Genomic DNA, 23,552 nt, shown 5'->3' on the forward strand with positions numbered 1-23,552 from the left:
CTATTTATTATTTTTTTCTAATACATTAATTCGTTCTACTATTTTAGGAAGATTCCTAAAATGTACATATGATTTATTCCAATCTGTATATCCAAATGCAGGCGAACCTTGAATCACTTCACCATCTTTAATATTACGGCCTATACCAGATTGAGCCTGTATTTTTACGTTATTCCCTATTACTAAATGCCCTGCAAAGCCTACTTGGCCTCCAATTAAACAGTGTTTCCCTATTTTGGTTGAACCAGCAATACCTGCTTGCGCAGCTATAGCAGTATGCTCACCTACTTCCACATTATGAGCTATTTGTATTTGATTATCTAATTTTACTCCTTTTCGAATAATCGTTGACCCCAAGGTAGCTCTGTCTATTGATGTTCCAGCGCCTACATCTACATCTTCTTCAATAATTACATTTCCAATTTGCGGTACCTTTTCGTATTCTCCTTTTTCATTAGGCACAAAACCAAATCCATCGGCACCTATGATAGCGCCACTATGCACCACGCAACGATCACCAATAACACAATCCGAATATATTTTTGCTCCTGCAAATAATACAACATCATCACCAATAGTTACATTATCACCGATGTATACATTCGGAAAAATTTTAACATTGTTCCCGATTTTTACTTCATTAGCTATGTAGGCAAATGCCCCTACATATATATTATCACCGTATGTCACAGATTCTGAAATAAAACTCGGTTGTTCAATCCCTGTTTTATTTAATTTAATCATGTTGTAATACGCTAACAATTTAGAAAAAGCATTACGCGCATCATCAACACGTATTAATGTAGTTTCAATAGCTTCTTCAACAATAAAGTCTTTATCAACAATAGTAATTGTTGCTTTAGTGCTATATATGTATTGTTTATATTTTGGGTTGGCCAAAAAAGTTAAAGACCCAGAAGTTCCTTCTTCTATTTTTGCTAACTTACTAACTTGAGCTTCACTATTTCCTTCAACAGTTCCTTCAAGTATTTCTGCAATTTGGTTGGCTGTAAATTTCATTGAAACAAAAATATGAAATTTTACTAATCCAAAACTTTTGGACGGCATATAAAATATTTTGTCACTTTTTTAGACAAAGCTTCTATATTATATTGATCACTCGCTGCTGCTATATCTTCAATTTTTTGATTTTTAAAAACCAATTTTATATTCTGTTTCTGGGTATTATACGCCTGGTTTGATACCGATCCACCAAAAACAAAATAGGAAGCTTCCTCTTCGGTTATCTTGTATTTTTCCTGTAAATCCTTGTTATAATTATTTATTATTTCCTCTGAAAAAGGAGTTGAAGCTAATTTTATTTTCAATAAATCGCGATTAATTAGCATACGAGACAACTCGCTTAGCACTTTATCATCATAACTTATCCATTCTTTTATTGCTGAAATAATATCATAATCATCCAATTTTGAAAATTCATTTAATACTTCTCCAGTAAAACTTGACGCATAAATTTTATTGGTCAAAAAGAAATTCAACACCGTCCCGGCTGGAAGTTGATGACCATTTTCCACTAAGTACTTCGCTCTTTTAAGCGTATTGATCAACAAATTTTCGGCTACTAAACTTGTTTTATGTAAATATACCTGCCAATACATTAATCTTCGCGAAAGCAAAAATTTCTCTACAGAGTAAATTCCCTTTTCTTCAACTACTAAAAAATCATCCACTACATTAAGCATCGTAATTAAACGCTCACTATTAACATTACCTTCTGCTACTCCTGTGTAAAAACTATCTCGCTTTAAATAATCCAAGCGATCCATATCCAATTGACTTGAAATTAATTGGTGTAAAAATTCTCGCTTATATTCCCCTTTAAATACCTCAATAGCCAAATCCAGCTTTCCGCCAAACTCTTTATTAATAGCCTGCATGAATAATAAAGAAATATCTTCATGACTTACTTCATTAACAATACTATGCTCCATGGCATGTGAAAAGGGGCCATGACCAATATCATGCAATAAAATGGCTATTAAAACTGCACTTTCTTCTTCAGTAGAAATTTCAACTCCCTTAAAACGAAGCACTCGAACTGCTTGCTGCATTAAATGCATAGAGCCTATCGCATGGTGAAATCGTGTATGATGCGCCCCCGGGTATACCATATACGACATTCCCATTTGCGTAATTCTACGTAAGCGCTGAAAATACTTATGTTCAATTAAATCGAAAACCAAAGCATTAGGCAATGTAATAAACCCGTAAATTGGATCGTTTAATATTTTGAGTTTGTTTCTTTTTTTCAAAAAAATACTATTTTAAAAGCTGAAACAAATATACATTATCCGATATTAGTATTTCTGTAACTTCCCATTGGAATTTCAGTCATTTTATAAACTTAACTTATACAATCATATTTATGAGCTCGATACATATTCTATGGGTTGATGACGAGATCGACTTATTGAAACCACATATACTTTTTTTAGAAAAGAAAAATTATAAAGTTTCCAAATGCCTGAGTGGTACTGAAGCTTTAGAAATAATAGACAAAGAAAATTTTGATATTGTTTTTTTAGATGAAAATATGCCCGGAATATCTGGCATAGATACCCTTGCCGAAATTAAAGAAAAGCAAGCCAATTTACCTGTGGTAATGATTACCAAAAGTGAAGAGGAATATATAATGGAAGAAGCTATTGGTAGTAAAATAGCGGACTATTTAATTAAACCCGTAAATCCAAACCAGATTTTATTAAGTTTAAAAAAGAATCTGGATCATTCACGTTTAGTTTCTGAAAAAACTACATCAAATTATCAACAAGAATTCAGAAAAATAGCTATGGATATGGCTATGGTTAACACCTATGATGAATGGATTGAAATGTACCAACGCTTGTTGTATTGGGAGTTAGAATTAGAAGGCATTGAAGATTCTGGGATGTTTGAAATTTTAGAAACTCAAAAAATAGAAGCTAATTCGCAGTTTTGTAAGTTCATTAACAAAAACTATCAAGATTGGTTTGATGGCGCACCAGACGCTCCAATGTTATCCCATAGATTATTTCAGGATCGTGTTGTACCCGAGCTGAGTAAAGAACAACCTACTCTTTTAGTTGTAGTTGATAATTTACGCTACGATCAATGGAAAGTTTTTGAGCCTATAATTGCTAAACATTACAAAACTATAGAGGAATCTCCCTACTACAGTATTTTACCAACGGCGACTCAATATGCTCGTAATGCTATATTTTCGGGATTAATGCCTTTGGAAATGGAAAAAAAACACCCCGAATGGTGGCTAAATGATACTGACGAGGGTGGAAAAAACATGCATGAAAATGATTTTTTAACCGCTCAAATCAATCGCTTACGCTTAGATATAAAACATGAATATTACAAGATAACCAACGAAAAATCGGGAAGAACACTTGCCGATAATTTTAAGGGATGCAAAAACAATGACTTAACTGTTGTGGTCTATAATTTTGTTGACATGCTTTCTCATTCAAAAACTGAAATGGAAGTAATTAAAGAATTGGCCTCTAACGACAAAGCTTACCGTTCCTTAACGCTTAGTTGGTTTAAAAATTCGCCACTTTATGACATTATTCAAAAAGCACAAACTTTAGGTTTTAAATTAATTATTACTACCGATCACGGTACTATTAACGTTAATAAACCATCAAAAGTTATTGGAGACAAAAACACTAGTTTAAATTTACGTTATAAAACAGGTAAAAGTTTAACCTATGAAAATAAAGAGGTAGTGGCATTTAAAGATCCTAAATCCATCCACTTACCTGCTATAAATATGAGTAGCTCTTTTATTTTTGCTCGTGATGATTACTTTTTTGCTTACCCCAATAACTACAATCATTACGTAAGCTACTACCGAAACACTTATCAACATGGTGGCGTTTCTTTAGAAGAAATGATTATTCCTTTTGTAACTTTGCAACCTAAATAAAAATAGACATGAGATTTTAGATGTGAGGTAATAGACTTCTAAAATCTCATGTCTAAAATCTTATAGCTGCATAAATGGAAGTTACTTACGATATTACCGGCTTGGATGAAATTGCTAAATTAATCATAGCAAAAGCCAAACACAAAACACTCTTATTTAATGGTGAAATGGGTGCTGGCAAAACCACACTTATAAAAGCCGTTTGCGAATTTTTAGGTGTTCAAGACACCGTATCGAGTCCTACATTTGCTTTGGTTAATGAGTATGAAGGTGATGGCAACTTAATTTATCATTTTGACTTTTATCGCATTCAAGATGAAGATGAAGCCTATGCTATCGGTTTTGAAGAATATGAATATACAGGTGATTACCTTTTTATTGAATGGAGTGAAAACATTCCAAATTTAATTCCCGAAGATGCTCATACAATTAACATTAGCATTGAAGAAAATGGTTTAAGAAAACTTTCTTTTGACTTGTAATAGCTGCTCAATTATAAAATTGAGCTAATTAAGTTTACGAAATTACTCCCGATCCAATAAGCTCATCTTCCAAATACCAAGCAACAAACTGTCCTTCCTGTATGGCCGATTGTGGATTTTCAAAACGCACTACCAAGCCTTCTTCTGTAAGATTAATAATAGCATTTTCTAAATTTTGGCGGTAACGAATTCGCGCTTTAACAGGCATTAATTCACCTTGTTTCAAAGCTAAATCTGTACGCACCCAATGCAATTCATTTGACTTCACCAACAATTGACTACGATATAAACCTGGATGCTCTTTTCCTTGTCCCACATAAATAGTGTTTGTTGCTACATCCGTTTCAATAACAAACAAAGGCAATGGTGTTCCACCTACAGACAAACCTTTACGTTGCCCTTTAGTAAAATAATGAGCCCCTATGTGTACGCCTACCTTTTTCCCATCATTGGGAACATAGTTATAATTATGTAATTGAGAAGGAGCATCTGCATGATCATAAATAGCATGATCTGCTGCTATTTCAATAATAGCACCATTTTTAGGTTTTAGCTGTTGCTGAAGAAATTCAGGTAAACGTACTTTACCAATAAAGCACAAACCTTGTGAATCCTTCTTTTCGGCAGTAATTAAATCTTGCTCTGCAGCTATCTTGCGAACTTCAGGTTTTATTAATTCTCCCACAGGGAACAATGTTTTAGCCAATTGTTCTTGCGAAAGCTGACACAAAAAATAAGATTGATCCTTGTTTGAATCTTTACCCGCCAATAAGCGATGAGTTAGTTCCTCATCAATTTCAATAGTATCTTTTCTACAGTAGTGTCCAGTAGCTACATAATCTGCTCCTAACTCCAATGCAATTTTCATAAATACATCAAACTTAATTTCTCGATTACAAAGCACATCGGGGTTTGGTGTTCTTCCTTTTTCATATTCTGCAAACATATAATCAACAATACGCTCCTTGTATTGCTCACTCAAATCAACAGTTTGAAATGGAATTCCTAATTTTTCAGCGACTAATAACGCATCATTACTATCGTCTAACCAAGGACATTCATCGGAAATAGTAACCGAATCATCATGCCAATTTTTCATAAAAAGCCCTATTACCTCATAACCTTGCTCTTTAAGCAAATATGCTGCAACACTGGAATCTACACCTCCCGAAAGTCCTACTACTACTCTTTTCATGATCTAAAAAATTGAGTGCAAAAATACAACAATTTGATACAATACAATTAACGAATAAATATTTCACATGTATCTAGTTTCTTTTTTAAAGAAACTAGGATAATAAAAAAAAGGGAAATGAACTTTAGTCCTTTCCCTTATTATTTAAGCTTATAATGATTTCAACGCATCAATAATCGCCACAGGATCTAATCTTTCTGTGTAATCCTCTGGCAAAAATGACAGCACAATTTCTCCTTTTATATTCACTACGTAAGTTGCTGGTAATGGCAATTCATAATCTTTATTTTGATTATGTTTAGGAACATCAATATTAAATTGATGATATACTTCGCGTAAATCTTCGGGCATTTGAAACACCAAACCTAATTGCTTCGCGTACTTATTATCAATATCACTTAACACTGAAAAAGAAATATTGTTTTTTTCAGATGTAGTTAATGAATTATCCGGAGTTTCTGGTGTTATCGCTACCAAATTAGCTCCTAGTTCTTTTATTTGAGGTAAAGCATCCTGCAATTCTTTTAACTCAACATTGCAATAAGGACACCAACCTCCTCTATAAAAAGAAACCACCAATGGTCCATCTTTTAAAAAAGAGTGCACATTTACTTCTTTACCATCTATAGCTACCAAAGTAGCATCGGTTAAAAGGTCTCCTTTTTTAGTAGCTGTCTTTGGTAAGCCTTCTGCTGTAAGAGTATTTAAAGCATTACTCATAATTGCTTGTACATCGGCTGGTACATTTTTAGAAAAAGCCTTTTTTGTTTCTTGTAATTTCGCGGTTAATGACATAATTAATGATTTTAAGTGAATTATTATTCTTTATGTCGTTACTCCGCTAGTTGTATTACTACTAATTTCAACGAATTATTTATAGCGTTTTTCCCTAACTAACTTCCCATTTTCGTAATAGCTCCAAACACCTGTTTTTTTATTGTCTTTATACACCCCCTCAATAACCAACTCTCCTTTTCCGTTGTAGTATTTATTTTCTCCTTCTAAAAGGCCATTTTTGTATGTAAATACTTTATAAAGTACTCCTTTAAGTGTATACACCACCTCTTTACCTTCTTTTTTACCATCTATAAAAGTTACTTTTTCCGATACGCGTCCATTATCATAATAACTCAAGCGTTCGCCCTCTAATAAATCCGCCACATAATTTTCGACCATCATCAACTTAGCATTTGTATTATGATAATACTCCCATTTGCCTTCTCTTTTTTTATTAACAAGCATCCCTTTACTTATCAATTTCCCATTCTGCGCGTAGTATTTCACTAAGGCTTTGCGTCCATTATCCGAAAAGCTTTTTATTGCTGATGGTTGCTTAGGAAACCCCTTAGAATAAAACTTAAAATCACCTATTTCAACACCATGATCAAAATTCCCAGTATACCTTAATTGCTCGGTTCCTTCATATTTTTTTTCCCACAAACCATGACGTGTCCCATCACTATGATATTGATTAATTTGGGCATTAAAGACATTAGTTAACAACAAAAAAAAGCCAAATATTATCACTTTAAAATCATTCATTAATAAAAATTTAATACTCAAATTTAATCAAATTTTATTCCAAAAAAATAAGCCCAATGAATTTAACCACAGGGCTTATTAATTATTCTATAAACTTAAAATTACTTCTTGCTCTTTTGTTGCTTTTCAGCTTGCTCCATAGCTTCTTGTAAACGCTTTTTAAATTTACTCTGCTTTTTTGGTTTCTTTTTGTTTTCCTGTATTTGAGCATGAATTTTATCTTCGTCAATAATATAGTTTTTAATCACTAACATAATTCCAATAGTAATTAAATTAGAAATAAAATAATATAACGATAATCCCGAAGGGTAGTTATTAAAGAAAAACAACATAAATAACGGCGATAAGTACATGATAAATTTCATGTTAGGCATACCTGGCTGCTGTTGTGTTGGCATATTTTGCCCCGTAGTCATTTGCATGTAAAAGAATATTGCAATAGACGCCAATATTGGAAATAAACTTACGTGATCCCCATAAAAAGGAATGGTAAATGGTAAATCAAATATTTTATCATAGCTTGATAAGTCATCTGCCCATAAAAATCCTTTTTGACGTAATGCTATAGCACTTGGAAAAAAGCTAAACAAGGCATACAAAATAGGCATTTGTAACAAGGCTGGTATACATCCACTCATAGGACTTACCCCTGCTTTACCATAAAGCTTCATGGTTTCTTGCTGCTTTTTCATTGGGTTATCCGCATACTTTTCATTAAGCTCAGTAATTTCTGGCTTCAACACCTTCATACGTGCTTGAGAAACATAGGATTTATATGTTACTGGAGATAAACCTATTTTTACTAAAACTGTCATGAAAATAATTGCCAATCCGTAAGGTAAAAACCCTCCCAACAAACTAAACAGTGGAATAAATATAATTTTGTTGATCCATCCAAAAATACCCCATCCTAGGGCTACAATTTCATCAAGATTTCGATCATAGCTTTTTAAAATTTTATAATCTGTAGGCCCGTAATACCAATTCATCTGGTAATTTAAATTCCCTGCATTTAAGGCTAAAGGCATTTGAGCTGTAAACTTTTTCAACTTTAAGGTATCAATAGCTTCATCCTTAATTAAATTAGTTGAAGTAAATTTTCCCGTTTTGAAAGCTTTATCGGTTAATAATACCGAAGAAAAGAAATGTTGCTTGAAGGCTACATAAGTAACATCTTCCGCTTCTTCTTCTTTAAAATCCCCTTGACCCGTATAATCATCTCTTCCATCTTCATATTCAAAAACAACCTCGGTATAACGGTTCTCATAAGTATTACTTTTTGCATGTCGGAATGCCTCTAATTCCCAATTTAAGTCAATCGATTTACTTGAGTCAAAAACACTTTCCAAACCTTGAGAACGTATCGAAAAATCAAGCATGTAATCATTCGGTTTTAACACATATACATATTCTAAAAATTTATCATTGGCTACCTTTAAGCGCATACTCAATTGCTGGTTACCACCAGCAACTTTAGTAAGTTTAGGCTCAAAAAATAAATCCTTAGTACTTAAAACTCGATTATCCGCTGTACTAAAATCAATAGATAGATTCGCATTTTTACCATCCTTAATTAAGTAAACAGGGTTGGCATCGTAAGTCTTAAAATTTTTCAATTTCGCCTCACTAATATAACCTCCTTTATTATTGATTTTTAAAGAAAGTACTTCATTTTCTAATAAGGTTTCTCCTCCATTAGCTGAAGCTAAGGTTTGCGAGTATCCAAAAGCACCAAGTTTTTGATAAGCAGCTACTTTTCCTAAAGAATCTACAGCAGCTGGTAAACTCACTTCTGCAGCAGCTTCATTCACTTGTACTGCTTTAGCACTTGCTACTTGTTCTTGTTTTTGTTTTTCTGCTTCAAGCTCCTCTGGAGTAGGTCTGTTCGTATATATATAATACGCAGCAATGGCAAAAATTAGCACATAACCAATTAAGGATTTAGGGTCAAATTGTTTTTCTTCCATATTTATTTATAAAGTCATAAAATACTAAAAACATCAGGATATATATCGAGATGTTTTTAAATAGTGACTAGTTATTAGTTTTTACTATAATTGAGCGCTGCTTTTACAAAAGCAACAAAAAGTGGATGCGGTTTTAATACCGTACTTTTATATTCCGGATGATATTGTACTCCTACAAACCACGGGTGGTCTTTAACCTCAACTATTTCTACTAAACCTGTTTTGGGATTAGTACCTGTGGTTAACAATCCTGCAGCTTCTAATTGTTTTTTATACTCATTATTATATTCGTAACGGTGACGGTGACGTTCTAATATTTCATCTTCTTGATAGGCATCATATACATTACTTCCCTTTTCCAATGCACATTTCCAAGCACCTAAACGCATTGTCCCTCCTTTATCGGTGACATCTTTTTGTTCTTCCATAAGGTTAATTACAGGATTTACTGCACTTTCATCTTGCTCTATTGAAATCGCATCTTTAAGTCCTAATACATTACGGGAGTATTCAATAACTGCCATTTGCATCCCTAAACAAATTCCTAAAAAAGGAATTTTATTTTCTCGTGCATATTGAACTGCCTTAATTTTACCTTCGATACCACGCTCACCAAAACCTGGTGCAACTAAAACACCATCTAAGTGCTTCACTTTATCAGCTACATTACTACTATCTAAATACTCAGAATGTATACTTTCAACCTTTACCTTTACTTCATTTGCTGCGCCAGCATGAATGAAAGCTTCTAAAATTGATTTATAAGAATCTTGTAATTCAACATATTTACCAATTAAACCAATGGTAATTGTATTTTTTGGATTTTTATGTTTCTTTAAGAAACCATTCCAGGCTGTTAAATCTACATTTTCTTCTACCGGAAGGTTAAATTGCCTTAACACCACTGCATCTAATTTTTCTTCAAGCATTAAATTAGGCACATCGTATATCGTCGAAGCATCGATGGACTGAATTACGGCTTCTTGTTTAACATTACAAAACAATGCTAATTTTCGACGCAAGTCATCTGATAACTCATGCTCCGTTCTACACACTAGTACATCGGCTTTTAAACCACTCTCCATTAATGTTTTCACACTATGTTGCGTTGGCTTTGTTTTTAATTCTCCTGCGGCAGATAAGTATGGTATCAATGTTAAATGAATCACCATAGAATGATCATCACCTAATTCCCATTTCATTTGACGTACTGCTTCAATGTATGGTAAAGATTCTATATCTCCTACAGTACCACCTATTTCGGTAATTACAATGTCATATTCACCGCAATTTCCTAAAATTTGAATACGTTCTTTAATTTCATTGGTAATGTGAGGCACCACCTGCACTGTCTTTCCTAAAAACTCTCCACGACGTTCTTTTTGAATTACACTTTGGTATATACGACCAGTAGTAACATTATTTGCCTGAGATGTAGGCACATTTAAAAAGCGTTCATAGTGCCCTAAGTCCAAATCTGTCTCAGCCCCATCATCGGTTACATAACACTCCCCATGCTCATATGGATTTAGCGTACCTGGATCAACATTTATATAGGGATCAAGCTTTTGAATGGTTACTTTATGACCACGAACTTGTAATAATTTTGCCAACGAAGCTGCTATAATTCCTTTTCCTAGTGACGAAGAAACTCCTCCTGTGACGAAAATATATTTAGTTTGGCTCATGCAGCTTTTCTTTAAATTTAAATAAAGCGCAAAAATACAAAGAAGAATACAAAATAGGTTAACTTTTCTGTGCAAAAAGTAGGAATTCCATTTGAATATTAAATACTTTAAAAGCTTTACTAAAATCTTATAATTTTATCTAAATTTTATGTGTTAAAATTTGATACATCTCTAAAACATTGAATGAACCATTATGGACTGAAAGTACCATAGTTTCGGTTATGACTGAAAGTCACCATCTTTTTAAACATCCATTTTTGCTCTTAGCTATTAGCAATTAGCAATAGAAATTTGATAAATATATAAAAAGCCAAGAGCTAAAAGCTAACTGCCAATAGCATTTTGTCCTATTTTTAGAAGCTAAAAGCGAAATGCACTAAAATGCATAGTTTTAACTATTTTTGAGACCAATAAAAAAAGCCCTAATTAATTAGAGCTTCTTGTAAAATTTTATATTGATATGTTATTCTTCTTCGTCTGATACTTTTTCAGCATCAACAGCTTCTAAATTTAAATCTTTAACTAAATCTGCTTTATGCAACAAATTATACCATTGTATTATTTTTTTTATATCACTTGCATACACTCTTTCTTCATCATAATCTGGTAAAACCTCTAAAAAATAAGATTCTAATTCTTTTTTTGAAGATTTATGACTTATTGAAGCTTCCCCATTTTGTTTTTCACGAATAGCGATAAATACCTCTTTTAATGGCACCTCCTTATCATAAGTGTACACAGCTATTTCATTAAGGACACTTACATTATTCCGCATACTAATTGACTGGCGCTTACCATCAATTAACGATGTAACCAAAAATCCACCTCTAGTTTGAGACATTAATTCAAACAAACCTGGTTTTCCTGATATGGCTATAATTTTTTCTAAACTCATTTTTTTATTTTAATGAATGCTAATATATAAATTTTATCTTCCTTTTTTTGCTAATGGGTAGCGCATACGGTACTCACTAAATACTTTCCCTTTTGAAATATTTGCCAACTTCCCTTTTAACAAGCGTTTTTTTAAACTCGACAGTTTATCCGTAAATAAAACCCCTTCAATATGATCATACTCATGTTGGATTACTCGTGCAGCCAAACCAGAATATGTCTCTACTTTTTCATTAAAATCCTCGTCAAAATATTGAATTTTTACCGTTTCCTTTCTTACCACATCCTCCCTAACATCAGGTATACTCAAACAGCCTTCATTAAAAGCCCATTCTTTTCCTGTTTCCTCTAATATAGTAGGGTTTATAAAAGCCTTTTTAAAAGACTTTAATTGCTCTTGTTCTTCAACACTCAAATCCTCATCTGCAGCAAATGGAGATGCATCAATAACAAATAGTCTAATTGAACGTCCAACTTGTGGCGCAGCTAAACCTACTCCATGAGCATTATACATGGTTTCCCACATATTTTCCAAAAACACTGAAAAATTTGGATAATCTTCAGGAATTTGTTTCGCAACTTTTTTTAACACGGGATCTCCGTAGGCAACAACAGGCAAAATCATTATTTGGTCTCTATTTTGGTAATCTATAATATGTAATAACTAATAAGCAATCTAAAAATTGCATATCGCTAATTTCGAATTGCAAAAGTACTAAACTAAATACTTTCCTTCTTCATTTTTAAAGGCAAATTATGATTTAGGACTTTGCTAAAAGCTTATAATTACAACAAATTCAAATTATGTTATAGAAAACTTGCAGCATATCAAAATCTAAGCAAATAGGAGAATATTATCTGTAATTTAAAAAATCTTGAAGAATTAATGTCGCACTGATTTTATCAACTAATGATTTATCGCGTCTTTTCTTTTTTGAAATCCCTGATTTCAACATAGTATCAAAAGCCATTTTAGAAGTGAAACGTTCATCAATTCGATGTATTTGAACTCCTATAAACTCTTTAGCCAATTGCTCTAAAAAAGTTTTAATTTCTACTTCTATATCCGAAGCTTCACCGTGTAATCGCTTAGGCTCTCCTACCACAAAAGCTTCTATTTTATTTAATTGAGCATACTCCTTTAAAAAAGGAATTAGTTCCGTTGTTGACACCGTGGTTAACCCACTAGCAATAAGTTGCAAATCATCTGTAACAGCAATTCCTGTTCGCTTACTTCCGTAATCTATAGCTATTAATTGGGGCATATTTTATTTTAGATTTTAGATTTTAGATTTTAGATTTTAGATTTTAGATTTTAGATTTTAGATTTTAGATTTTAGATTTTAGATTTTAGATTTTAGATTTTAGATTTTAGATTTTAGATTTTAGATTTTAGATTTTAGATTTTAGATTTTAGATTTTAGATTTTAGATTTTAGATTTTAGATTTTAGATTTTAGATTTTAGATTTTAGATTTTAGATTTTAGATTTTAGATTTTAGATTTTAGATTTTAGATTTTAGATTTTAGATTTTAGATTTTAGATTTTAGATTTTAGATTTTAGATTTTAGATTTTAGATTTTAGATTTTAGATTTTAGATTTTAGATTTTAGATTTTAGATTTTAGATTTTAGATTTTAGATTTTAGATTTTAGATTTTAGATTTTAGATTTTAGATTTTAGATTTTAGATTTTAGATTTTAGATTTTAGATTTTAGATTTTAGATTTTAGATTTTAGATTTTAGATTTTAGATTTTAGATTTTAGATTTTAGATTTTAGATTTTAGATTTTAGATTTTAGATTTTAGATTTTAGATTTTAGATTTTAGATTTTAGATTTTAGATTTTAGATTTTAGATTTTAGATTTTAGATTTTAGATTTTAGATTTTAGATTTTAGATTTTAGATTTTAGATTTTAGATTTTTTTTGAATTCTTCAAAAAAAATCAACCAACCAACAACCAACAACCAACAACTGACAACCAACAACTGACAACTGACAACTGACAACTGACAACTAAAAAAAAACTACTCAGGATATTCAATTCGTAAATGATACATATTATTCAACTTACGTTTCATTACTTTTTTAATTTGCTGAATTTCTTTAAAAGTAATATCTGCATTTAAAAATTGTCCTTCATCCATTTGTTTATTGATAATTTTTTCAACAAAGGCATCGATTAAAGTACTTGTTGGATTTTTTATACTTTTCGAAGCTGCTTCCACGCTATCACTCATCATTAAAATAGCCGTTTCCTTTGAAAAAGGTATAGGTCCAGGATATTGAAAAAGCGAAATATCCACATCAGGATTATCTTCTTTCGCTTTTACATAAAAATAATACACTGTACTCGTCCCATGATGTGTGCGTATAAAATCAATAACTCGATCAGGCAACTTATTCTTTTTAGCAATTTCAATTCCTTTTAATACATGATCCGTGATAATTTTAGCACTCTCGGCTGGCAACAAATGATCATGTGGATTCATACCACTAGACTGATTTTCGGTATAATAAGTAGGAGCATTCATTTTTCCAACATCATGATAAAGTGCTCCTACCCTAACTAGCATTGCATTCGCTCCTATTTCGTTCGCCGCAGCTTCAGCAAGATTTGCTACATTAAGTGAATGATGGAATGTTCCGGGGGCAACTTCTGATAATTCCTTTAGTAATTTAGAATTTGTATCACTTAATTCCAACAAAGACACATCCGAAACTAAGCCAAAAATCTTTTCAAAACCATAAATTAATGGATGCACTATTAAAGTTGCGAAACCACAAAGCACAAACAATAAAATAGGTTGAAGCTCTGCTATTTTTTCAGCAAAAGTATCTGCATCTTTGCTAAATAAACTCCCTTCCTGAATAATATGAAATGCTATATAGGCAATTACATACACCAAGGTTATTTGTCCAACTGACACAAATAAATTCGCCCTTTTATACAATTCAGATACGGTGAGTATAGTCACGATTCCTGCAATGGTTTGCAAAAACATATATTCGTAATTATTAGGCACTAAAAAACCTAATATCAATACCGTAATCACATGCGTAAACAACCCCAAACGAGCATCGAAAAATGCTTTTATAACTAGTGGCAAAATACAAATAGGCACTACATAGACAAATTTAGGGTTGTATTTAATTACCAAAGTGGTAATCAAAACCATTAACAACATATTAAAAATTACAAAAGTGACTTTTGTATTATTTTCATATACATTATAGCGATACTTTTTTATAAACAAAAACAGCATTAATAAGGCTAAAGAAACTAATAGAACATAGCCAAAAACAATCCAATTTTGATTATTATCACTCCAAATTTGAGATTCATATTGCTCCTGTAAAGACTTTAATATTTGAAATGTTTCCGCATCTACAATTTCACCTCGTGCTATAATTCTCCGATCTTTTTCTACACTACCTCTACTATCCAATACATTTGAAAGCTCTTGTGATACCGTTTTTTCTGTTAATTCTTTATTTAAAGATACATTAGGCTTTAAAATTTCAAAAAATAAAAATGTTAACTTATCCTCATAATCAGGATAAGCCAGTTTAATTTTCTCATTGATGAACTGAGTTACTTGTTCGGTTGAAAAAACTGCTCCAAATGTTGATTCAGAAACGTTATTCCCTTTTTTAACATAAATAAGTTTTTTGGAAGTGTAAGCGAGTACTTGATCATAAATTCCACGCTTATAAACAGCACTTAAGGTTTTCTTTACAAAATCATAAACTTCTGCTTCCTGTTTCTCATTTAACACATCAACAAAAACACTTGAAAATTTTTGAGGAAGTTCTTTTTTTATTTGACCAAAAACAGCTTTATCAAAATTAAAATAAGGAATACTATTCGCTATAATCTGCTCTTTTTCGGCAGCCAAATCTTCCTTAGATTTTAACACCCCAAAATCAAAAGGGGCATATAAGTTTTCATATTGCCAAGGTTTTCCTTTAGAAAAATTGTATTTAAACTTCCCTTTTTTAGGAAATAAATACACAATAGCAATTGTGGTCAATATAAAAATCAACAATTTATATAACGTTGATTGATTTTTGTAAAACGATTCTTTGATTTGATTCATGAAACACTATAATTCAATTCAAAGGTACTAATTATACTCAACGAACTCATAGACTGTTATCTCATTTCAATAAAAATTTAAAAATTTAAGACCAATATGCCACTCTAAAACATCATAGCTTGTGTATATTACTTAAAATTTTATAATTCGTTTTATCAACTACCAAATTACGTAGTAAAAATTCATAAATTCGCGTATATGAGTAAGTCAAAATCCATAGCAATAGTATCAGCTGTAAGAACTCCTATTGGAAGTTTTTTAGGTAACCTTTCAAAAGTACCTGCCACTGAGCTTGGATCTATTGCTATTAAAGCAGCAATTGAAAAAGCAAACATTTCGTTCAATAGCGTAAATGAAGTTTTCATGGGACATGTATTACAAGCTAATTGTGGACAAGCACCTGCCAGACAAGCAGCTATGGGTGCCGGACTACCGGATAGTGTACCATGCACCACGGTAAATAAAGTATGCGCCAGTGGATTAAAAGCTGTAATGCTTGGTGCTCAAGCAATAGCTTTAGGCGATGCTGATATTGTTATAGCTGGAGGAATGGAAAACATGAGTCAAGCACCACATTACGCCCATTTACGTAATGGTTATAAATTTGGAAATACTGATTTTGTTGACGGATTAATGAAAGATGGACTTACAGATGTATACAACCAACAGGCCATGGGGGTTTGTGCCGATTTATGCGCAGACACAAATGCATTTACGCGCGAAGATCAAGATGCTTTTGCTATAGAATCATACACCAGAGCTAAAACTGCTTGGGATACTGGAAAATTTAATGAAGAAGTGATTCCTGTTAGTGTACCTCAACGTAAAGGTGCTCCTAAAATAATAGAGACAGATGAAGAATATCAAAATGTAAATTTTGAAAAAATTCCAACATTGCGTCCCGCCTTTTCATCAAACGGTACTGTAACTGCAGCTAATGCATCCACCTTAAATGATGGCGCATCGGCTATGGTATTAATGAGTACCGAAAAAGCTAAAGAACTTGGCTTAACACCACTAGTTATAATAAAAAGTTATGCTGATGCCGCACAGGAACCTGAATGGTTTACTACCGCTCCATCCAAGGCATTACCTAAAGCACTCATTAAATCTGGATTACTCATGGATGATATTGATTATTTTGAATTAAATGAAGCTTTTGCTGTAGTTGGCTTAGCCAATCAAAAAATATTATCCATTCCGAGTGAAAAATTAAATGTTAATGGAGGCGCTGTTGCTCTTGGTCACCCATTAGGCTGTTCTGGTGCTCGAATTTTAACTACATTGGTTCATATTTTAAATGAAAATAAGGCACAATATGGTGCCGCCGCTATTTGTAATGGTGGAGGTGGTGCCTCTGCAATGATCATAGAAAACCCAAATCATAACGCTTAATTAATTTATGCAGTACGGAATAGCCCACCTAAGCATGATTTCGCTGCGAGAAAACCCTTCAGACACAGCTGAACAGACCTCGCAAGTTTTATATGGAGAACTTTTTAAAGTACTCGAAGTCCGTAAAAATTGGAGTCGCATACGTTTAGCTTATGACAAGTACGAAGGTTGGATTGACAACAAGCAATACACATTTTGTGAAGAGGAAATCTATAAAGCCTTGATCAAGGAAAATCCTATATTATCTACCAATTTAGTGGATTTCATCTTACTTCCAAACGAGCAATTGATGCCTGTTCCTTTTGGAGTCAGCTTAAATTCATTAGCGATACTAGGTCATGGTTTTGATGGAGAAAGTACTAATAGTAAACAACCCAAAAACCAACTTATTGAAACCGCCTTGATTTATTTAAATTCACCATATCAATGGGGAGGTAAAACATCCTTTGGTATTGATTGTAGTGGATTTACTCAAATGGTCTATAAAATCAATGGCTATAAACTAAAACGAGATGCCTCACAACAAGCTACTCAAGGTGACCCCTTAAGTTTCATTGAAGAAAGTGAACCTGGAGATTTGGCTTTTTTTGATAATGCCGAAGGAAAAATCACCCATGTTGGTATTATGATGAAAGATAACTACATTATTCATGCTCATGGAAAAGTACGTATTGACCGCATAGATCATACAGGGATATTTAATGCCGAAAAACGAACACATACACACAAATTACGTGTCATTAAACGCATTATTGATTAACCCTCACTATTTTTTTATTCTTAAAGGAAACTCTGAATAGCTAGATCATAACTCTGTAATCCAAAACCTAATATTACTCCTTTGGCATTTGGCGAAATGAAAGAATGATGCCTAAAAGCCTCGCGTGCAAATGTATTTGATATATGCACCTCAACAACAGGAACTCCAACAGCCTTTATAGCATCTCCTATAGCTACAGAAGTATGTGTATAAGCCGCAGCATTTAACACAATTCCATCATACATACCATCAGCTTGTTGAATGATAGTTACCAATTCACCTTCGTGATTAGATTGTTTATATGACAGCGCTACCCCTGAAAACTTTTTGGTCAAATTTTTAAAATAATCTTCAAAAGTTTGACTTCCGTAAATACCAGGCTCGCGTGTTCCTAATAAATTTAAATTCGGACCATTTAACACTAAAAGTTTCATATGCTATTACATTTCTATAGGAATCAAAAATACTAAAATTATGCACAAAAAAACCGAAAGCTTTACGAGTAAAACTTTCGGTTTTTACATCTCATTAATAAACTCTAGAAACGATATCCTACAGATAATTGAAATGTATTTGATTTTAATTCAAAATTCTCTTCAAATTCTGTTAACCCATAATTATACCTTGCTTGTGCAAAAACACCTATTGCAGGCAACTTATATTCTAAGCCAGCTGATAAATCAAAATTAAATGACTTAAAATCTTCCTCAAAAGTCGCGGCCACCACTTCATCTTTAAATTCAGATTTTGTACTAATTTTAAATTGAGGCCCTACTTGTAATCGCAAACCGGGCAATAATTTATGAGTATATAATATTGGCACATTTATAAAATTCAAATCGATATCATCTGAAGATTCAACTGAATACAAAGCTTCAAATTGCAATCCAGACTTTTTGATCAAAGGCACATGTAATACAATACCTGCATGAAAACCTGAATTATTATCTACCTCCACATCATCTCTAGCATCAAATTGAACAAAATTCAATCCTGCTTTAAGTCCAAATGACGGCTTACCCTGGGCAGTAGCAAGCACAAAACCACATGCACTTAGTATTAGTGTTAAAACTATTTTTTTCATAATCTTGTAGGTGTTAAATTAATTTCATCTAAAATAATCATATTTTACAACATACTATTTTTTATAGGTAAAATTTGATATAATACTTATTATGAACTGGAAAAATAGCTTAATCGATTACACTAAATACTTAGCTATTGAACGTGGACTTTCTGCTAACAGTATTACAAATTATTCTTTAGACATTTCTAAACTCATCAATTATATTGAAACTAATGAAATTAATAGTACTCCAATTACAATTTCAAAAGCAGAAATACAGCAATTTATTTACGAAATAGCTAAAATTTTACATGAACGTTCTCAAGCTCGAATAATTTCAGGTTTACGTGGTTTTTTTGATTATCTCGTTTTTGAAAATTATCGAGAGGATAATCCCATGGATTTAATTGAAACTCCAAAAATTGGACGAAAATTACCCGATACATTAAGTTTAGAAGAAATTGATTTGATTATTAGCAAAATTGATTTAAACAAAGCTGAAGGAGAACGCAACCATGCAATCATTGAAATGCTTTATGGCTGTGGGCTTCGAGTTAGTGAACTTACTAATTTAAAAATTTCTGACCTGTATTTTGAAGAAGGTTTTATAACCGTAACGGGAAAAGGAAACAAACAGCGCTTAATACCTATTGCAGCGCATACACAAAAAACACTTAAAAACTACCTACAAAACAGTAGGACAAAAATTACAATAAAAAAAGACTACACCAACACCACCTTCTTAAATCGACGAGGGAGCAGTTTAACCAGAGCAATGATCTTTACTATTGTTAAAAATCTTGTTAAAATAGCTGACATTCAAAAAATTATAAGTCCACATACATTTAGACATTCCTTTGCCACTCACCTGCTTGAAAATGGCGCCAACCTTAGAGCAATACAACAAATGCTTGGACATGAAAGCATTACAACTACCGAGATCTATATGCACCTAGACAGAAAACATCTTTCTGACACTTTATCCCAATTTCATCCAAGGAAAAACATGTAATTCACACAACTTAAACGTTTTCGCTTATTGAAAAAAGATAAAAAATTCACTACTTAAGTGTACTTTAACGAAAAAAACAACCATAACATCTAAAATATAAAAATTAGCGTCTAAAAACTTCACTTATCTCATACATTTGTTGCGTATTTAACCAACAACTATGAAAAAAAACTACACTCTAGTACTTACTTTCTTACTTTTTTTAGGAAACATAACAGCACAAAATTTTGCTGACATTACTGTATGGGAAGCCAACACCAAAAGTGGCGGAAAATTTATTGGAATTGCCAATGACCAATATAAAGCCGAAATCGTTATTGATGAATTAAGGTTTGAGTATGAAGGTACTAAGTACGAATTAGACATGACAAATGTAAACGAAGCTTCGATACATTTAAGAAATGATAGTAATACTGTTTATGATGATTTTATAAGTGAACATCCTGAACTTGAATACAAATACATTTCAGAAATTGAACTTATTGCTTTACAATTTATGGAAGATAACAGCTACGATACTGGTATTAAATTCTACATGAATGTAAGTAGAGTAAAAAGTGAAGCTAAAGCCAAACAATACTTAGAAAGATTGTATTCAAACTATTCTAAATACTTATTCAACACGCAGACACCCGCTATGCTGGTTTCATATTCTGAATAATTATTTTATATGGGTTACGACAAGGAATTCATATAAATGGTGTAAATTATTTTGTATTGGATTAAGTATAAAAGTTCCACAATCGTGGCAACATTCCATTGACATCATTAAATAGGTAACAAATTTAAATTCACTGGAAATCAAATTGCTACTCTAAAATAACTTAATCTAATACAAAATAAACGTTAAGTATGTTAATTATTCACAAAAAGACAGTTAATTTGCTTAAAAAAACATGAATAAAGGTTTGAAATGGATTAATTGGTCACACTCATTTATATCTCACCCAGATCAAATTGTTTACCCGGCTACCGAGCAAGAACTTGTTCAATTAACTAAAACAGCAAAAGACACCAATCAAAAAATTAAAGTTGTAGGCTCTGGACACTCCTGTTCTTTAATTGCTGCTACCAAAAGTGGTTATTTAATTGACCTTAAAAATTACAATAAAGTAATCCATTTTGATGCTACAAATAAATTATTAACAGTACAGTCTGGAACATCCCTAGAAAAAATAGCTAATTTTGCTCTTAGAAACAAACTTGCCTTAGACAATTTAGGTACTATAGTTGAACAGTCAATTTCTGGTGCCATTAGTACCGGCACACATGGATCTGGATTAAAACATGATGCCATAGATCAATCCATTGTTGCCTTTACACTGATCACCGCTAATGGTCATTTAAAAATTTTTGATAAACGCCTTAATCTATCCGAATTTAATTTAGCTGTAGTAAGCCTGGGAGCTTTAGGTATTATATCATCTGTCACCATACAATTAGTAGCTGACTATCATTTAAAAATTAACACCACCACACTTAATTTTAAAGAAATGATCGAAAAGCTAGACCTTGCTTATACCGATGAATATATGCGATTTTGGTGGGCACCGCATACAGATAAAGTACAGTATTGGAAAGCTTCCAAAACACAACATAATGTGGATACAAAATCTAATTTCACGTGGTTTAATGATATTTTTAAAGGCAATATACTTCATGAAGTAGGCTTATGGCTCACTTCATTTAATTTCAAAAATATCCCAAGGCTTAATAAAATAATGTATAAACTATTATTGGAGCCCGAAACTAAAGATAAAGTGGTTAATTTTTTAGATGGTTTTACCTTACCTATTTTAGTGAAGCAAAAAGTAATGGAATATGGTATTCCTATCGAAGAAACAAAAGCTGTTTTATTAAAAATAAATACGTTACTGGAAGAAAAAAATCATCGGGTTCATATGCCTATTGAAATTCGATTTGCTCCTAAAGACGATGCCGCTTTGAGTATGGCGCATGGAACACCTACTTGTTATATAGGTATTATTGCCTATAAACCCTATGGTAAGGTTATTGATTTTGGCACTTACTTTAAAGATGTTCATGATATTTTTGCAGCTCATCAAGGAAGACCACATTGGGCCAAGGTCACTTTTTACAGTAAAGAACAATTGGCTGCTCTTTACCCTAAATGGAAAGAGTTTAACAAACTAAAACAGCAACTTGATCCCAAAGAAATGTTTACCAATGATTTTTTAAAACGTTTGTTTGATTAATCTAATAAAACAAAAAAGCAGCACTGTAGCTGCTTTTTTTGTTTATTGCTATTGTGTGTTTAATTTTTCAACACTTTAAAAACTCCTACTGTACTATCATTAGCTTTACAGCTAACCATGTATAAACCTTTTGCTAAATTCGACATATCTATTGCCTCTACAGTATCAAATTGTTTAGTAATTGTTTTTACTACTTCTCCCGTAAGAGAATAAATTACAATAGTATCAACTTGCTTACTTGCATTTAAGTTTGTTATGTATAACACATTAGTTGTAGGGTTAGGATATATATCAATAAAAAATTCATCCTCTAATCCTTTTGCTCCTTTTACTGGAATTAAATCGAATTGTTGGTTTTTATTGTTTACATTGAATTTCCATAATTTAACATTAGCATCGTTTCCACTACTTTTATCAATTGCAAATGTTTCACAATGTACTGGACGTAAATAATGACTATCTCCCTCCTTAATAATAATCCATTTTTGATGATTAGCATTAGCTGATGTCCAAGTACCAACATTACTATTACGCTCACATTTAGCAAAAGGAACTTTCAAATAACGACCAGTGCCTATATTTTTTATTTTATGAACTCCCTTACCTATATGTTCAAATTTCCATTGTTGATCAGTCGCTGTTAATTTTCTATACATCCTTACATTATAGTTATCCCATTTTGGCGAAATTATATTCTGTTTGTTTGCTTTATTCTGAATGGTATAAACTCCATTAATTTCTACATTTTTAGTGGTATTTAATTTTATTGGAACCAACTTAAATTTTTGATTAGAATTATCTTTATTGTATTTCCATAACTTTACATTGCCGTTTGTTCCATTACTTTTATCTAAAGCGTGACTATCACAATGTACTGGTCGCAAATAAACATTGTCTCCTTGTTTTGTTACAAACCATTTATGATGATTCACATTTGATTTTGTCCATGTATTTATATTCGCGTTATTAGCACATTTACCTGCTGAAACTTCTAAATAACGACCAGTACCTATATTTTTAATTTGATGTATTTTATTACCTAAATGCTCAAATTCCCAAACTTGGTCGTTTGCTTCTAACACATTATGCATTTGTGCATTGTGATCAGCCCATGTTGGTGCAATTATATTTTGATTGGTCTCAATATTTCGGATATGGTGTATCCCTTTAACTATAATATTGTTTACGGGAACATTTGAAGCAGAACTAGGCTTTCCTTTAGCTGAAACTTCTAATAATAATACGCTTTTAATATAAATATTTCGTATATTTAAGGATGCCAAAATCATCTACTCT

21 protein-coding genes are annotated in these 23,552 nt (G+C 32.1%); 7 read left to right on the plus strand and 14 right to left on the minus strand.

Annotated elements, in window-relative coordinates; genetic code table 11:
• Together lpxD and KQA_RS0209125 are read right to left on the minus strand one after the other, a co-directional pair.
• On the minus strand, positions 1-1,068 hold the full coding sequence (gene lpxD, locus KQA_RS0209120; protein WP_010180323.1) for a UDP-3-O-(3-hydroxymyristoyl)glucosamine N-acyltransferase: 1,068 nt from the start codon (positions 1,066-1,068) through the stop codon (positions 1-3).
• Positions 1,044-2,273, minus strand: coding sequence for an HD domain-containing protein (locus KQA_RS0209125; RefSeq protein WP_010180325.1), 1,230 nt, complete (start codon positions 2,271-2,273; stop codon positions 1,044-1,046). Before KQA_RS0209125 ends, lpxD begins: the two co-directional genes overlap by 25 nt.
• A 113-nt stretch (positions 2,274-2,386) precedes the next feature.
• Here KQA_RS0209125 and porX point away from each other — a divergent pair, with 113 nt between their 5' ends.
• Together porX and tsaE are read left to right on the plus strand one after the other, a co-directional pair.
• Complete coding sequence (porX, locus tag KQA_RS0209130) at positions 2,387-3,937, plus strand: T9SS response regulator signal transducer PorX (RefSeq protein ID WP_010180326.1); 1,551 nt, start codon at positions 2,387-2,389, stop codon at positions 3,935-3,937.
• 74 nt (positions 3,938-4,011) lie between these two features.
• Positions 4,012-4,419, plus strand: coding sequence for a tRNA (adenosine(37)-N6)-threonylcarbamoyltransferase complex ATPase subunit type 1 TsaE (tsaE, locus tag KQA_RS0209135; RefSeq protein WP_010180329.1), 408 nt, complete (start codon positions 4,012-4,014; stop codon positions 4,417-4,419).
• A 34-nt stretch (positions 4,420-4,453) separates the two neighbouring features.
• Here the strand turns inward: tsaE and mnmA are convergent, their stop codons facing one another.
• The 9 genes from mnmA to KQA_RS0209180 all read right to left on the minus strand — a co-directional run bounded on the left by mnmA (position 4,454) and on the right by KQA_RS0209180 (position 15,807).
• Positions 4,454-5,614 carry a tRNA 2-thiouridine(34) synthase MnmA gene (mnmA, locus tag KQA_RS0209140; protein WP_010180331.1) on the minus strand — a complete coding sequence of 387 codons (1,161 nt, stop codon included), beginning with the start codon at positions 5,612-5,614 and terminating at the stop codon, positions 4,454-4,456.
• A gap of 150 nt (positions 5,615-5,764) precedes the next feature.
• A complete protein-coding gene (locus tag KQA_RS0209145; protein WP_010180333.1) occupies positions 5,765-6,409 on the minus strand; it encodes a peroxiredoxin-like family protein in 645 nt (214 codons plus the stop codon).
• Between the two features lie 75 nt (positions 6,410-6,484).
• A complete protein-coding gene (locus KQA_RS0209150; protein WP_010180335.1) occupies positions 6,485-7,156 on the minus strand; it encodes a toxin-antitoxin system YwqK family antitoxin in 672 nt (223 codons plus the stop codon).
• Between the two features lie 101 nt (positions 7,157-7,257).
• The gene (gene yidC, locus KQA_RS0209155; protein ID WP_010180337.1) at positions 7,258-9,123 is read right to left on the minus strand and encodes a membrane protein insertase YidC; all 1,866 of its coding nucleotides are present in this window, start codon (positions 9,121-9,123) and stop codon (positions 7,258-7,260) included.
• A gap of 74 nt (positions 9,124-9,197) precedes the next feature.
• Positions 9,198-10,811 carry a CTP synthase gene (locus KQA_RS0209160; protein WP_010180339.1) on the minus strand — a complete coding sequence of 538 codons (1,614 nt, stop codon included), beginning with the start codon at positions 10,809-10,811 and terminating at the stop codon, positions 9,198-9,200.
• A 463-nt stretch (positions 10,812-11,274) separates the two neighbouring features.
• The gene (locus KQA_RS0209165) at positions 11,275-11,706 is read right to left on the minus strand and encodes a DUF5606 family protein (protein ID WP_010180342.1); all 432 of its coding nucleotides are present in this window, start codon (positions 11,704-11,706) and stop codon (positions 11,275-11,277) included.
• Positions 11,707-11,739: 33 nt separating this feature from the next.
• Complete coding sequence (def, locus tag KQA_RS0209170; RefSeq protein WP_010180344.1) at positions 11,740-12,330, minus strand: peptide deformylase; 591 nt, start codon at positions 12,328-12,330, stop codon at positions 11,740-11,742.
• A gap of 229 nt (positions 12,331-12,559) precedes the next feature.
• On the minus strand, positions 12,560-12,970 hold the full coding sequence (gene ruvX, locus KQA_RS0209175) for a Holliday junction resolvase RuvX (protein WP_010180346.1): 411 nt from the start codon (positions 12,968-12,970) through the stop codon (positions 12,560-12,562).
• A gap of 764 nt (positions 12,971-13,734) precedes the next feature.
• Complete coding sequence (locus KQA_RS0209180) at positions 13,735-15,807, minus strand: HD family phosphohydrolase (RefSeq protein WP_010180348.1); 2,073 nt, start codon at positions 15,805-15,807, stop codon at positions 13,735-13,737.
• 198 nt (positions 15,808-16,005) lie between these two features.
• Between KQA_RS0209180 and KQA_RS0209185 the strand changes: the two genes are divergently transcribed.
• Together KQA_RS0209185 and KQA_RS0209190 are read left to right on the plus strand one after the other, a co-directional pair.
• Positions 16,006-17,202: an acetyl-CoA C-acyltransferase gene (locus KQA_RS0209185; protein WP_010180350.1), complete on the plus strand. Its 1,197-nt coding sequence runs from the start codon at positions 16,006-16,008 to the stop codon at positions 17,200-17,202.
• A 7-nt stretch (positions 17,203-17,209) separates the two neighbouring features.
• Complete coding sequence (locus KQA_RS0209190) at positions 17,210-17,962, plus strand: C40 family peptidase (protein WP_010180353.1); 753 nt, start codon at positions 17,210-17,212, stop codon at positions 17,960-17,962.
• Positions 17,963-17,982: 20 nt separating this feature from the next.
• Here KQA_RS0209190 and aroQ read toward each other — a convergent pair whose 3' ends face one another.
• Positions 17,983-18,396 (minus strand): type II 3-dehydroquinate dehydratase, encoded by a 414-nt coding sequence (gene aroQ, locus KQA_RS0209195; RefSeq protein ID WP_010180355.1) that lies wholly within the window; start codon positions 18,394-18,396, stop codon positions 17,983-17,985.
• A gap of 104 nt (positions 18,397-18,500) precedes the next feature.
• Positions 18,501-19,046, minus strand: coding sequence for an outer membrane beta-barrel protein (locus KQA_RS0209200; protein WP_010180357.1), 546 nt, complete (start codon positions 19,044-19,046; stop codon positions 18,501-18,503).
• Between the two features lie 91 nt (positions 19,047-19,137).
• On the opposite strand from KQA_RS0209200, the gene KQA_RS0209205 reads away from it, so the two are divergent.
• The 3 genes from KQA_RS0209205 to KQA_RS0209215 all read left to right on the plus strand — a co-directional run bounded on the left by KQA_RS0209205 (position 19,138) and on the right by KQA_RS0209215 (position 22,256).
• Positions 19,138-20,040: a site-specific tyrosine recombinase gene (locus KQA_RS0209205; RefSeq protein ID WP_010180359.1), complete on the plus strand. Its 903-nt coding sequence runs from the start codon at positions 19,138-19,140 to the stop codon at positions 20,038-20,040.
• Between the two features lie 160 nt (positions 20,041-20,200).
• Positions 20,201-20,701 (plus strand): hypothetical protein, encoded by a 501-nt coding sequence (locus KQA_RS0209210; RefSeq protein ID WP_010180361.1) that lies wholly within the window; start codon positions 20,201-20,203, stop codon positions 20,699-20,701.
• A 235-nt stretch (positions 20,702-20,936) separates the two neighbouring features.
• A complete protein-coding gene (locus tag KQA_RS0209215) occupies positions 20,937-22,256 on the plus strand; it encodes a D-arabinono-1,4-lactone oxidase (RefSeq protein WP_010180363.1) in 1,320 nt (439 codons plus the stop codon).
• A gap of 59 nt (positions 22,257-22,315) precedes the next feature.
• Here KQA_RS0209215 and KQA_RS0209220 read toward each other — a convergent pair whose 3' ends face one another.
• Complete coding sequence (locus tag KQA_RS0209220; RefSeq protein WP_198283114.1) at positions 22,316-23,539, minus strand: T9SS type A sorting domain-containing protein; 1,224 nt, start codon at positions 23,537-23,539, stop codon at positions 22,316-22,318.
• Between the last annotated feature and the right edge of the window lie 13 nt (positions 23,540-23,552).

The sequence above is a fragment of the Aquimarina agarilytica ZC1 genome (genome assembly GCF_000255455.1).
Classification (GTDB): domain Bacteria; phylum Bacteroidota; class Bacteroidia; order Flavobacteriales; family Flavobacteriaceae; genus Aquimarina; species Aquimarina agarilytica.

What these genes read in the sequence shown, in the direction of transcription:
- KQA_RS0209215 (WP_010180363.1), top strand. Translation starts at nt 20,937, where the DNA reads ATGAATAAAGGTTTGAAATGGATTAATTGGTCACACTCATTTATATCT.
- ruvX (WP_010180346.1), bottom strand. Translation starts at nt 12,970, where the DNA reads ATGCCCCAATTAATAGCTATAGATTACGGAAGTAAGCGAACAGGAATT.
- yidC (WP_010180337.1), bottom strand. Translation starts at nt 9,123, where the DNA reads ATGGAAGAAAAACAATTTGACCCTAAATCCTTAATTGGTTATGTGCTA.
- KQA_RS0209150 (WP_010180335.1), bottom strand. Translation starts at nt 7,156, where the DNA reads ATGAATGATTTTAAAGTGATAATATTTGGCTTTTTTTTGTTGTTAACT.
- KQA_RS0209160 (WP_010180339.1), bottom strand. Translation starts at nt 10,811, where the DNA reads ATGAGCCAAACTAAATATATTTTCGTCACAGGAGGAGTTTCTTCGTCA.
- KQA_RS0209210 (WP_010180361.1), top strand. Translation starts at nt 20,201, where the DNA reads ATGAAAAAAAACTACACTCTAGTACTTACTTTCTTACTTTTTTTAGGA.
- KQA_RS0209165 (WP_010180342.1), bottom strand. Translation starts at nt 11,706, where the DNA reads ATGAGTTTAGAAAAAATTATAGCCATATCAGGAAAACCAGGTTTGTTT.
- KQA_RS0209180 (WP_010180348.1), bottom strand. Translation starts at nt 15,807, where the DNA reads ATGAATCAAATCAAAGAATCGTTTTACAAAAATCAATCAACGTTATAT.
- def (WP_010180344.1), bottom strand. Translation starts at nt 12,330, where the DNA reads ATGATTTTGCCTGTTGTTGCCTACGGAGATCCCGTGTTAAAAAAAGTT.
- mnmA (WP_010180331.1), bottom strand. Translation starts at nt 5,614, where the DNA reads ATGAAAAGAGTAGTAGTAGGACTTTCGGGAGGTGTAGATTCCAGTGTT.
- lpxD (WP_010180323.1), bottom strand. Translation starts at nt 1,068, where the DNA reads ATGCCGTCCAAAAGTTTTGGATTAGTAAAATTTCATATTTTTGTTTCA.
- KQA_RS0209190 (WP_010180353.1), top strand. Translation starts at nt 17,210, where the DNA reads ATGCAGTACGGAATAGCCCACCTAAGCATGATTTCGCTGCGAGAAAAC.
- aroQ (WP_010180355.1), bottom strand. Translation starts at nt 18,396, where the DNA reads ATGAAACTTTTAGTGTTAAATGGTCCGAATTTAAATTTATTAGGAACA.
- KQA_RS0209145 (WP_010180333.1), bottom strand. Translation starts at nt 6,409, where the DNA reads ATGTCATTAACCGCGAAATTACAAGAAACAAAAAAGGCTTTTTCTAAA.
- porX (WP_010180326.1), top strand. Translation starts at nt 2,387, where the DNA reads ATGAGCTCGATACATATTCTATGGGTTGATGACGAGATCGACTTATTG.
- KQA_RS0209205 (WP_010180359.1), top strand. Translation starts at nt 19,138, where the DNA reads ATGAACTGGAAAAATAGCTTAATCGATTACACTAAATACTTAGCTATT.
- KQA_RS0209200 (WP_010180357.1), bottom strand. Translation starts at nt 19,046, where the DNA reads ATGAAAAAAATAGTTTTAACACTAATACTAAGTGCATGTGGTTTTGTG.
- tsaE (WP_010180329.1), top strand. Translation starts at nt 4,012, where the DNA reads ATGGAAGTTACTTACGATATTACCGGCTTGGATGAAATTGCTAAATTA.
- KQA_RS0209185 (WP_010180350.1), top strand. Translation starts at nt 16,006, where the DNA reads ATGAGTAAGTCAAAATCCATAGCAATAGTATCAGCTGTAAGAACTCCT.